Here is a 12,232-nt window from a genome sequence, read left to right as displayed (position 1 = left end):
CGGGTTTTGTGCCATTTTTCGCTCAAAATGGCCAAATTTTAGGGGAATTTTAGCTTTTTGGCCTCTCTTTTCGCCTAAAAGAGAGGGGCTTTGGGGCGAGAGGCCAGGGGCCGATTGAGGAAGGAAACCATGGGCGCGGCCAGGCGAAAGTGCTCCACGATATCGCGAGCAAGAGTAGGTTCGAGGGCACGGGCGGCGGGCAGAACAGCGATGACGCCCCATTGCCGCTGGACGAGGAGGTCCATAGCGGGGTGATCGGCGGGATAGCCTTTGGGGCCGCGGGCCATGGGGTTGCCGTCGAAGACCTGCATGGAGGCCTTCAGCTTCTTCGAGGCCATGATCTTGCGGTACTCGGCATGATGCTCTGCCAGGTGGCTGCGGATGGCGAGCAACTGCTCGCGCTCGGGCATGTAGACACCGGCGGCGATGTGGATCTCGTTGGCGTCGAGGTGGAAGTAGAAGCCGCCGCCGGAGGTCTTCTCGAGCCCCTGGCGTGCCCACCAGGCGGAGACGTGGGTCTTGTACGGGGCTTTGTTCTTGCTGAAGCGTATGTCGCGGTAGATGCGCATCATTACCTTTGGAGCGGGGCGCACGTGCTCGGGCGAGAACCTGGCGAGCCCGGCGTTGACCTCGTCGATGAGGGCGAGCAGCGGGGCTTTTAGTTCGGCTTCGTAGATGGGCTTGCGCTCGTCGAACCAGATTCGGTCGTTGTTGCGCTTGAGTCCGCGGAGGAACTTGAGGGCGGCTTCGGAGAAGTGAACGGGCTGGACTGGCATGGAGTTATCGTATCGCTGTGATGCGGCTGTTGTATGCTGGCCGTTCCGGTGTCGGTGGTGAGATGTCCCGCATGGGTAGGATCAGGTAAGAAGAGGGAGCGATGAGCGTGTCTATTGTCTTTATCCTTTTTGTGGCTGCGGCGATCTTCTGCCTGGTGCTGGTGCTCAAGACGTTGTTCACCGTGCGTACGGCGAGCGCGGGGATCGTGGAACGATTTGGCAAGTTCCATCGCATTCTGCGACCGGGGCTGCATGTACTGCTGCCGTTCGCGGAGCAGGCTTACATCGTCGATCTTCAGGTGAAGCAGGCGCAGTTCTCGGTGGAGACGAAGACGCGGGATAACGTCTTCGTACAGATTCCCGTGAGCGTGCAGTACCAGGTGCTGGACGATAAGATCTACGACGCGTTCTATCGGCTGTCTTCGCCGCAGAAACAGATCGAATCGTTTGTATTCAACTCGATCCTGGGGCATGTGCCGAAGCTGACGCTGGATGAGACGTTCGAGCAGCAGTCGGGGATCTCGGTGGCAGTGAAGGTGGAGCTGGACCAGATCATGAGCGGATTCGGGTTCAATATCCTGACGGCTCTGGTGACCGACATCGTGCCGGACGTGAAGGTGAAGGCGGCGATGAACGACATCAACGCGGCACAGCGGTCGCAGGTGGCGGCGCAGGCGCGGGGCGAGGCGGAGAAGATCCTGAAGGTGAAGCAGGCTGAGGCCGAGGCCGAGAGCAAGGCGCTGCAGGGCAAGGGAATCGCCTCGGAGCGGCAGGCCATCATCGACGGGTTGAGCGCGTCGATTGAGCACTTTCAACAGGGCGTGCCGGGGGCCACGAGCGAGGATGTGATGGCGCTGGTGCTGCTGACACAGTACTTCGACACGCTGCGCGATATCGGGACGAGGGGCGGGACGAACACGATCTTTCTTCCGAATAATCCGGGTGCGGCCAATGACTTTCAGACGCAGATACTGGCTGGGCTGCGCGGAGGAATGTCTCAGGGCGGCGGTGAAGCAGGTGTGTCGCGGCGGCCGCCTCCGCCGGTTGAGCCGGAGGGGTAAGCTGGGAGTAGATTACCCAGCTCAGAAGGAGCCTCCACGGATGAATCGGATGAGATCGATCATCGCTGCTGCTGCCCTGTTGTTTGCCGCTTTGCCTGCCTCCACGCCTCTGCACGCGCAGACGGCCGAGAAGCCCTGGCCGATCAAGGTTGTGGTGGTGACGACCTTTGAGCCGGGTGAGGATACCGGGGATGCGCCGGGCGAGTTTCAGAACTGGGTGGAGCGCGAGCCGCTGGCGGGGACGCTGGCGTTTCCCGGTGGCGTGCATCCGATCCGCTACAACGCAACACACGATGTGCTGGGCATCGTGACCGGCATGACGCTGGTGAACGCCACAGCGTCGGTGATGGCGCTGGGCGTGGACCCGCGCTTCGACCTGACCCACGCCTACTGGCTGGTGGATGGGATCGCCGGCGTCGACCCGGCGGATGGCACCGTGGGGACGGCGGCCTGGGCGAGCTATGTGGTCGGTGATGTCTCGCGGTCTATCGACTCGCGCGAGGCACCGGCGAGCTGGGGATACGGTCTGTTTCCAGTTGGCTCGACGGCTCCGAATGTGTATCCGGCCCATGTCTCGGTGGAGAACAACTACGAACTGAACGCTGGGCTGGCACGCTGGGCTTACGAGCTGACGCGGGGGATGAAGCTGCCGGATAACGCGGCGATGGCGGCCAATCGCGCGGCGTGGAAAGAGTATGCACTGGCCTCGCAACCACCGTCGGTAGTGCTGGGCGACAGCTACGCCAGCGATACCTACTGGCACGGCGCGGTGTTGACGCAGGCCGCGAACGACTGGGTGAGCCTGTGGACGAAGGGCAAGGGCAACTTCGTGATGACCAACATGGAGGATTCGGGCGTAGCCGAGGCGCTACGGCGGCTGGACCGCATGAAGCGCGCGGACTATAGCCGGTTGATGGTGCTGCGGGTGGGGTCGAACTTCAGCCGGCAGGCCACCGGTAAGACGGCGCTCGAGAGCGTGACGACGCCGTATCTGCGTTCGACGGCGTTCGAGGTCTCGTGGGTGGTGGGAAGCCGTGTGGTGCATGAGCTGCAAGGGAACTGGGCCAGGTACGAGGGGCAGGCTCCGGCTGCGCGGTAAGCTTACGAAGGATGCTTGAGGACCAGGACACAATCGTTGCCGTATCGACTCCGCCGGGGCGCGGCGGCATCGGCGTGGTGCGGGTGTCGGGCGCGCGGGCGCGGGAGGTAGTCGCGCCGATGCTGCGGCTGCGGCATCCGCTGGCTGCTGGCCGCGTGCGCTTCGGCGCGGTGCTCGACGCAGAGGGCGAGGTGCTGGACGAGGTGGTGGTGACCTGGTTTGTGGCCCCGCACTCGTATACATCCGAAGATGTTATCGAGATCGCGTGCCACGGTTCGCCGGTGCTGCTGGACTGGGTGCTGCGCGGGTGCATCGGCAACGGCGCGCGATTAGCCGAGCCGGGAGAGTTTACACGGAGGGCGTTTCTCTCCGGGCGGCTGGACCTGACGCAGGCCGAGGCGGTGGACGATCTGGTCCAGTCTTCGACGCTGGAGCAGGCGCGGCTGGCGGCGCGGCAGATGGGCGGGGCGTTGAGCCGTAGCGTTGCACCGATGAAGCAGCGGCTGGTGGAGCTGATCGCGACGCTCGAGGCCGGGATCGACTTCGCCGAGGACGATATCGATCTAATGCCTCAGGCGGAGATCGTGCAGCGTATCGGCGAGGTAGAGGCCGAGACGGCACGGCTGGCGGGGACGTTCGCCTACGGTCGGGTGCTACGCGAGGGCTTCACGCTGGCGATTGTGGGACGGCCCAACGCGGGCAAGTCGTCGCTCTTCAACCGGCTGCTGGAGCGCGAGCGGGCCATCGTGACTGCGGCTCCGGGGACGACGCGCGACCCCATCAGCGAGCGGCTTTCGCTGAATGGGATTCCGGTGGAACTGATCGACACGGCGGGGCTGCGGGACGCGCCGCAGGGGATCGAGGGAGAGGCCGAGTCGCAGGGGATCGCACGCACGCGGACCCTGATGGCCGAGGCCGACGTGGTGCTGTTAGTACTGGATGCCAGCCGATATGGAGCGGTCGAAGCTCTCGATGCGGAGGATGCCGCGATCCTTGCCGAGCTTGAGGGCCGCAACGCCGTTGTGGCGTGGAACAAGAGCGATCTGGTTGAGGGTCTCGCGGCTGTGAATGGAGTGGCTACCTCCGCTCTCACTGGGGAGGGGATCGACGAACTGCGGCGAGCGATTGTGGCAAGGCTGGCGGCTCCGGTGGGGGAATCGGCGCTGGTAACCAGCGTGCGCCAGCACACGGCACTGACGGCTGCCCTGGCTGCCCTGCGCGCCGCTGAAGCTGCGGTGACGCAGCAGACCCCGCACGAGATGCTGCTGCTCGATCTCTACGCCACGCTCCAGGCGCTCGATACGCTCACAGGCGCGACGACCACGGACGATGTGCTGGCGCTGATCTTCTCTACCTTCTGCATCGGCAAGTAAGATCGCTTCCACGCACTTCCCGACAAGTTTCAACGGTTCAAAATAGTCAATAAAATAGCCTGTTTAGTACTAGGCCCTATGCCTAACAGGTAGATGTGTTCCGGTTCTACGGCCTTCAGGAAGCCGTTGCCCGAGTAGCCGAAGCTCCTGATCGGGCGGCTACTCTTCTTCCTTTGCCCTTTCGTCCCAGGGCTGTTTCTTCGAAATCCTGTACGACTAGAAAGCGAAACCCTGTACTTCCTTCTATGGTCTCGGCCAGGCAGCTTTGCTGCGGCTAAAGAACTTATCAACGTGTTCCTGGTCGCATAAGTGTGAACTCCATGAGCGACGAGTTGTGGTAGATGATGCTGTATAAGCCTCGCAGGTGCTGCTCTTCGAAATGGACCTCGCGCATGAGGAGAAGTGGGAAGCCAACTTTTACATGCAGCAGCTCTGCGTGTTCTTCACAGGCTGCGACTGCCGCTAAAGCCGATTCGCTGGACACGAGTTTGCGGTGAAGCTTCGTGGCCATGAATGTATAGATGGAGCCGCCATCAAAGGTCTGGATGAGGGGTAGCTTGCATGCAGCGTCGTCATTGAGAGCGATATAGTCGTAGGCTACTGCCAGAGGCCTGGCCCCGATGAGTCGGCGGCGAAAGGTTTCAGCTACGGGAGCGCCCTCGGAGATGTCCAGTGCTCTCGCGATCTCGATGGTGGCATTGGTTTGGCGAATCTTCAAGCCATCGACGCGGGATTCCCCTCCGCTTTCGCGAATGAGGGTGGACATGGAGTGCATGGTATCGAGTGGACTACTCAGATGGACCGGGGGCTCAGATACGAAGGTGCCCGCGCCGTGGCGAATCGTCAGTAGACCTTCGCGGGTAAGAAGCTTCGTTGCCTCTCGCAATGTCTGGCGACTGACACCAAGCTCGCGCGCGAACTCGATCTCACCTCTGAGCTGAATCCCTCGTTGCAATTTACCTGCATTGACCTGTTCCCGGATGGCATTGGCGACGCGCGTCGTGAGATTTTCACGAGGCACTCCATTCCAGATGCGATCGCTTAGGACGTTAGTGGCCCGTTCCCTTCCGTCCTCGTTTGCCATGATTTTTCATTATGCCAGAGGTTTGGGAGGAGATGTGCTGAGAGGTAAGAGGTCAGACGTCTGCCATCTTTTAACCGTGCGCTCATCTTTTATTCTCGCGAGGTTTATCTGGCCTGCCTAACTTCGACTCCAGACCACTAGGAAAAGAGTTCATGATTCGACTTCGGCTTCTTCGCTCCTGCTTGCTCTTCGTGATTCCAGCACTTCTTCCGCCACCCTCTGCATTTGCTTGGGGAGTGGATGGACATCGCATGATTAACCGGCTGGCTTGCTCTACGCTGCCGACCGATGTGCCTGCGTTCCTCCGCAGTACGCAAGCGATGAGTGCGATGAGCTACTACGCGCCCATGCCCGATCACTGGCGCGGAGTTCTGGAGCCGGAACTTACGGCTGCTACCGCGCCCGAGCACTACATACAACTCGAGACCGTCGACAAGGTCCTGACTCAGTTACCGCGCAAGCGTTATGACTATGTGCGCGCGCTGGCGTTATCGCAGGCATCGCACCCCGACATGGTCATTACGGCGGAGAAGGTGGGGATGCAGCCATACCAGGCCGATGAGGTGTGGGAGCGACTGAAGGTTGCGATGCGCGACTACCGTGCGATGACGTCAGGCAAAGAAGATACGCGTGCGCTCGAAGCAGAGATCGTATTTCTGGCGGGATGGCTTGGACATTATGTCGGCGACGGATCGATGCCTCTGCATACCTCGGATAAGCCGAATGGATGGAACGGTCCAAATCCGAATGAATATACGACCGAGCATAAGATTCACGGACTCTTCGAGAGCGAGTTTGTCCATAACAACATTCAGGAAGCGGATGTCGCTCCCCTGGTCGTGAAGCAGCCGGCGGCAGTTGGAGATGTCTTCAATCAGTATGTGGACTATCTCAGGCACTCACACACATTGGTTGAGGATACCTATCGACTAGAGAAGGCCGGAGCCTTCAACGGTGAGGGGACGGCTGAAGGAAAGAAATTCGCTTCGCAGCAACTGGCGGCCGCGGCAACTGAGTTGAGAGACCTGATTTATACAGCGTGGCTGCAATCGGCTGAACCGGTCCCGCCACGGGTGACGGAACGAGCTGCAGCACGCTGAAGCAGTTTCCGCTTCGCCTGCGGTTCTAACCTCGCGTTGCCGCATGGGAGCCTGCAAATATCTCGTGCGGCAACGCCGGTAAATGCAGCTCAACCTATTGAATTTGCAGCGGAGCCATGAGGGTATGAATTTCCTCTGTTGCAAGGGGTCCGTTGCGAGGGCACGCTTTGCTCGGCGTGTCGAAACAGGGCGTTCCGAATACAGCGGTTCACTGATGGGAGCGTCAGAACCTCAATTTTCAAAGCGACGTTATGGCACAGCGTCATGTTTTGAATCTCAATACCCACCATAAAAAGCAGCTTCACTATCGAAGCAGAGGTTGAAGAAAAATGCGAAAGCTTTCATCGCTTGTCCTCTCTGGATGTTCTATTTTCGTGGCGGCTACTTCATTTGCGCAATCCAGTACACAAGGAGCTATCGGCGGAACGGTGTTCGACACAACGAACTCCGCGGTGCCGAAGGCCGCTATTACGATCCATAACAACGGTACGAATGCCGAAGTGAAGCTTACGACGGATGACAGCGGCTTTTTCAAAGCTCCACTTCTTGAGCCGGGCATCTATGTCGTGACTGTAGGAGCATCGGGATTCAGCAGCTATCGCGACCAGGTAACGGTGCAGGTTGGACAGTTGACCAACATCATCCCTCACCTGATTGCAGGCGGCGCCAGTGAGAGTGTTGAGGTGTCGGCAGACGTCCCTGTGCTGAACTTCGAGTCGCCTGATTTCTCTTCGAATATCAATCAAAAGGCTCTTGAAGATATCCCCGTAAACAACCGGCGCTGGTCGGCACTGGCGCTTCTTACGCCGGGTGTGACTGTGGATTCTAGCGGCTTCGGTTTAATCAGTGTGCGTGGTATCAGCACGATTCTAAATAACATTGAGATTGACGGCGCGGATGATAACCAGGCCTACTTCGCCGAAGAACGCGGACGGACGCGCGAGGCTTATTCCACTTCGGGGAGCGCAGTCCGCGAGTTTCAGGTGAATACGGGCGTGTATCCCGCGGAGTATGGCCGTGCAGCCGGTGGCGTTGTGAACTCGGTCACAAAGAGCGGAACAAACGAACTTCATGGTCAGCTATACTTTTACGATCGCGAGAGCAAGTGGAATGCGTTCAACGACCAGAGCACGATTCCGCAGGTGAGCTCAAGCGGCACGGTGACGAACGTGCCTTTCAAGCCGAAGGACATTCGCAAGATCTACGGCTTCTCTGCTGGTGGGCCGATCATCAAGGATAAGCTGTTTTTCTTCTACACGTATGACCAGCACAGTCGCATCTTCCCGCTCTCCGGCGTGGCATCGAACCCTTCGTCGGTAAATAACAGCTCCTCCTACGGCTTCAATGCACAGCCTGACGCTGTGTTACCCGGATCTGCAACGTGCAACATTACAACGGGTTATCTGGCTGGCGCTCCGGCAGGCGGGAACGTAATCGACGCACAGGCCTGCACACTGACGGCGCGGTTAAAGCTGTCAACTTATGCCGCAGGAGCTGCGCTCTATAAGTCTGATCTTGCGGCCCTGAACACGGATCTCGGATTGATCCCGCGCACTGGCTATCAGGAGATCAATACTCCAAAGCTTGATTACCAGATCAATTCAAAGGAGCATGTTGAGGTGCTGTACCATCGGCTTCGTTGGGATTCGCCAGGCGGCGTGCAGACGAATGCAACTGGTGATTACTCTCTGGACTCCACGGGTACGGACTTCGTGAAACTCGATTATGGACTGGCAAAGCTCACAAGCCTGTTTCGCTCGAACCTCTCGAATGAGATGCTTTATCAGTACGGACGTGAGCTGAATAATGAAGGCCAGCAGCCATTGAGCGATTACTCGAAGAATGTGCTGCAGCAGGCAAACGGCAATATTCCGTACATCACGCTAGACACCAAGATCGGAGCGTTTTTCGGCTCGCCTTACTATTCTTACCGCCCGAAATATCCGGATGAAAGGAAGTGGCAGATCGGTGACACGCTCTATTTGAGCCATGGTAACCATAGCTTCAAGTTCGGCGTGGATATTGTGCACAACTACGACCTGACAAACCAGGCTCAGTATTACGAAGGCAACTACATCTACAGCAACAATCTCGCGAACTATTTTGCGGACCTTGGGGCGAAGGGTAGAGGAACGTGTGACGCGGCGCAGCTCGTCGCTGCTACGGCTACCGCTAGCGCAGTCGGAGCTTACCCGTGCTACTCGACTTATCAGCAGGGCTTTGGACCCACCACGTTCGATTTTGCAACGCTGGACTATGCCATCTTCGCGCAGGACAACTACAAGATCACGCCTCGATTGACGCTTGAGCTTGGACTTCGTTACGACTATGAATTGACTCCAGCGCCGGTGCCGGCGTTGATCTCGCAAACTACAAATTTCATACCGTATACGGGAATTGATAACAATCCGCATGATCGCAATAACTTCGGGCCACGCGTCGGCTTTGCCTATGATGTGTTTGGTAAGGGAAAGACCGTACTGAGAGGTGGGTTCGGTGCATATTATGGCCGCATCACCAATGGCAATCTCGGAACCGTTCTCGCGACGACAGGAAGCCCGCTCGCGCAGACTACGCCGACAGTAAGCGCCTCAACGGGCCTCGCGTCTGAGCCTTTCTTTGGCAATACGTTCTCTCCGGCACAGGAGACCACTTCTGCCAAGGCTGCGGGTTTGTTCCGTGCGAAGAACCTGCAAAACCCGATGGTGATGGAGTTCGATCTGCAGGCGCAGCAGCAACTTGGCCGCGGCACTTATTTCCAGGTGAGCTACCTTGGGGCGCTGGGCCGCGAGCTTCCTAACTTCCTGGATGTAAACCTCAATCCGGCGACTCAGGTGGTGAATGTAACCTTCATCGATACGACCGGAAAGAGCCCGATTCCAAATGGATCCGTGATCGCCGTACCGACGTTTACGAGCCATGGGAACACTGCTCTTCTTGGACCGAGTGCAACAAATTTCAGCTCGATCAGCGAGTACTTGAGCAACGTGAACTCGAGCTACAACGCCCTCGCAGCGGAGATACAGAACCGCTCATTGAAAAGCCTGCAGTTCGATGCGAGCTACACATGGGCTCACGCACTTGATTTCTCGCAGAATGCAACAACCGCAGGTGGCACCAATAGCTGGTACGACCCCTATGGAAATCCACGGGCCAACTATGGCAACAGCCAGTTCAATATCCCGAATCGTTTCGTGGGATATGCTCTGTACAACCTTCCGAACCTGGTCAAGGGCCATGGCATCCTGAGCCGCGCGGTCAATGACTGGAGCCTCGATAATAGCTTCCAGTTCCAGACAGGGCTTCCCTACTCGGCTTCGGTGAGCGGCAGCAACTCGAACAGCGCGATCTCTACGAGCTTCAATGGATCGGGCGGCCCGAGCTACATTCCGCAATTGGGCCATAACAACCTGACATATAACCGAGTTTTGATTGATGATGTGCGTGTTGAGAAGCAGTTCCGGTTCACCGAGAGGACGTATCTCCAGGTGTTCTTGCAAGCATTCAACGTCGCAAATCACCAGAACGAGACCAGTGTGTTTGGAACAGCCTTCCAGTTGGCGAAGTCTACGGCGCTTACGGGTACCGCGACCTACCAATCGAACTTCGGAACGGTGAGCCGTACCAACAACAGTGGTTTCAGCTATACCCCCAGACAGCTCGAGTTGTCAGCGAGGCTTTTCTTCTAAACCGAGGCTTGTTGTTAGAGAAAGGGCCACCTTTAAAGGTGGCCCTTTTTGTGTTCTGTTGCCGCTAAGGCTTCCCCTCTCCTGCTCTGGATGTTCACGATATAAAGCGACCTCCAGAAACGTCCTATAAGTTGAGGATTTTTCCAATCTTCTACCTTCTGCATCGAGAAATAGTAACTATTTCAGTGACTTATTGCGCCGGAGATATTTCGATGGCGTAAGAACTTCGTCAGGTAGACGTAAGGCGCTGAAAGGAGGATTGAACCTTATCGTTGATCCCAGTCCGCGAATTTTGCGCTGTGAGGGTGAATGGTAAGGGTTGGTCCCGCGCTAAAAGTCACAATCTACCTGAACGACGATACCGGTTCGGAGACAGGATTCCTACATCAGGACCTGCTGGCACTCCTACAGCAGCGAGGCGTCGAGGGTGCATCTGTGATCCGGCCGTATGCAGGATTTGGTGCGAACAAGCGGCTCCATGTCTCGGGCGCAGGCTCTGTCGAAGGCGAGCATCTTCCCATCATCCTTACCTTTGTGGACGCGGTGGAGAAGGTCGAGGCCTTGCTGCCCGCGCTATTGGAAGCTGTCTCCGACGGCTTGGTCGAGGTACATCCGACGCAGGTTATAAAGTCAGCTCGAACTAAATCGCAGGTGATTGCTTAGTGGAAGACTATCTGTTGCGGAGTGCATCCAAGAGGCTATCGATTGCAGTGACGGTGCTCGCCTTCGTGCTGCTGCATCAACAGGACCTTGCTCAAGTGCAAGATCCTGTTCAACCGGTATCTCCAGTGGTCGCACCCTCTGGAGATACCTTGACGCTCGCCTCCGCTGAAGAGGCCGCGTTGCGCAATCAGCCGCGGATCGCGGCGGCAGAACTTCGCGCACGTGCGGCGCAGCAGCGGGTCGCGGAGAGCCGCAGCGCCCTCTTGCCGACAGTAGGTTTCAATGCGACCGGCTCTCGCGTCGCCGATACAGGTACAAGTACCGCCTCCGGCGCTCTGACGACTTCTTCCGTATCCGACCGGTTTGCCTACGGCGGGAGTCTTCAGCAGTTGGTCACCGACTTCGGCCGCACCAGTGCGCTGGTTGCGAGCGCGCGTGACCGGGTGGTGTCGCAACGAGATCTTGTGACCCTGACTCATGCGCAGGTAAGGCTGGCGGTGCGCCAGGCTTACTTCGGTGTGCTGGGCGCGGAGGCAGTGCTCCATGCGGCAGAGGAGGCGCAGGCGAACCGGCACTTGATTACGCATCAGATTACGGCACTGGCTAACAGCCAACTACGCTCCACGCTCGATGTGAACTTTGCCGCAGTGCTGGAGTCGGAGGCCGAGCTTACGGTCGTTCATGCCCGCAGCATCGTGGAGCAGCAGCGTTCACGGCTTGCAGTGGCCATGGGCGAGACCCAGAGCATCGCCGCGAAGCTGGAGGATCTACCGCTGCCGCCGTTGACGGCGCAGGATGAGGCGGCGCTCTTGGCAGAGGCATTGCAGACGCGTGCTGACCTCGATGCGGCAAAGTTCGACGCCAAGGCCGCAGTGGATTTTACGAAGGCCGAACATCGCCTGAACTTCCCGACGCTCGAGGCGCTCGGAGCCGCTGGGCAAGTGCCGTTTCACGATCGAACCTTGCAGGGCGACTACGCGGCTGCGGGCTTCAACCTGAACGTTCCCATCTTCAACGGCGGTCTGTTCCGAGCACGCGAGGCTGAGGCATCACTTGAAGCGAGTGCGCGAAACAGGGATGTGGCCGACCTGACGCTGCGCGTGAACCAGCAGGTGCGCGACGCCATCAGCCAGATGAATGAGGCGCTGCGGGCACTCGATGTGACCCAGCGCCTTGTGGCCCAGAGTGCGGAAGCGCTACGTCTGGCGCAGGCCCGCTACGACGCTGGACTGGGCGGTATCGTCGAGCTGAACGAGGCGCAACTGAATGAGACCTCCGCCCGCATCAACGCGGCGGACGCACGGTATAGCTATCTGGCGCGACGAGCCGATCTGGACTACGCCATTGGTCTGCTGAACTGACCGCTGATTGAAGCATTAGGAGGACT

At 58.5% G+C, this 12,232-nt stretch carries 9 protein-coding genes; 7 read left to right on the top strand and 2 right to left on the bottom strand.

Annotated elements, in window-relative coordinates; genetic code table 11:
• Positions 1 to 74 precede the first annotated feature (74 nt).
• Positions 75 to 776 carry a DUF2461 domain-containing protein gene (locus FTO74_RS19245; RefSeq protein WP_162539590.1) on the bottom strand — a complete coding sequence of 234 codons (702 nt, stop codon included), beginning with the start codon at positions 774 to 776 and terminating at the stop codon, positions 75 to 77.
• A gap of 101 nt (positions 777 to 877) precedes the next feature.
• Between FTO74_RS19245 and FTO74_RS19240 the strand changes: the two genes are divergently transcribed.
• Genes FTO74_RS19240 through mnmE form a run of 3 tightly spaced genes read left to right on the top strand, consistent with a single transcriptional unit; the run spans position 878 to position 4,309 of the window.
• A complete protein-coding gene (locus tag FTO74_RS19240; RefSeq protein WP_162539589.1) occupies positions 878 to 1,837 on the top strand; it encodes an SPFH domain-containing protein in 960 nt (319 codons plus the stop codon).
• Between the two features lie 40 nt (positions 1,838 to 1,877).
• On the top strand, positions 1,878 to 2,936 hold the full coding sequence (locus FTO74_RS19235) for a purine nucleoside permease (protein WP_255462398.1): 1,059 nt from the start codon (positions 1,878 to 1,880) through the stop codon (positions 2,934 to 2,936).
• A gap of 11 nt (positions 2,937 to 2,947) precedes the next feature.
• Positions 2,948 to 4,309, top strand: a complete 1,362-nt coding sequence (gene mnmE / locus FTO74_RS19230; protein WP_162539588.1) for a tRNA uridine-5-carboxymethylaminomethyl(34) synthesis GTPase MnmE — start codon at positions 2,948 to 2,950, stop codon at positions 4,307 to 4,309.
• 286 nt (positions 4,310 to 4,595) lie between these two features.
• Here the strand turns inward: mnmE and FTO74_RS19225 are convergent, their stop codons facing one another.
• The gene (locus tag FTO74_RS19225; protein ID WP_162539587.1) at positions 4,596 to 5,393 is read right to left on the bottom strand and encodes a GntR family transcriptional regulator; all 798 of its coding nucleotides are present in this window, start codon (positions 5,391 to 5,393) and stop codon (positions 4,596 to 4,598) included.
• A 152-nt stretch (positions 5,394 to 5,545) separates the two neighbouring features.
• On the opposite strand from FTO74_RS19225, the gene FTO74_RS19220 reads away from it, so the two are divergent.
• The 4 genes from FTO74_RS19220 (at position 5,546) to FTO74_RS19205 (ending at position 12,206) form a co-directional block, all read left to right on the top strand.
• Positions 5,546 to 6,493, top strand: coding sequence for a S1/P1 nuclease (locus FTO74_RS19220; RefSeq protein WP_162539586.1), 948 nt, complete (start codon positions 5,546 to 5,548; stop codon positions 6,491 to 6,493).
• 329 nt (positions 6,494 to 6,822) lie between these two features.
• Positions 6,823 to 10,182, top strand: coding sequence for a TonB-dependent receptor (locus FTO74_RS19215; RefSeq protein ID WP_162539585.1), 3,360 nt, complete (start codon positions 6,823 to 6,825; stop codon positions 10,180 to 10,182).
• A 309-nt stretch (positions 10,183 to 10,491) separates the two neighbouring features.
• Complete coding sequence (locus FTO74_RS19210) at positions 10,492 to 10,845, top strand: DUF190 domain-containing protein (RefSeq protein ID WP_162539584.1); 354 nt, start codon at positions 10,492 to 10,494, stop codon at positions 10,843 to 10,845.
• Positions 10,846 to 10,994: 149 nt separating this feature from the next.
• Positions 10,995 to 12,206, top strand: a complete 1,212-nt coding sequence (locus tag FTO74_RS19205; protein ID WP_255462397.1) for a TolC family protein — start codon at positions 10,995 to 10,997, stop codon at positions 12,204 to 12,206.
• Positions 12,207 to 12,232 lie beyond the last annotated feature (26 nt).

The organism is Granulicella sp. WH15, assembly GCF_009914315.1.
GTDB lineage: Bacteria > Acidobacteriota > Terriglobia > Terriglobales > Acidobacteriaceae > Edaphobacter.
This window is presented reverse-complemented; position numbering and strand designations above follow the sequence as displayed.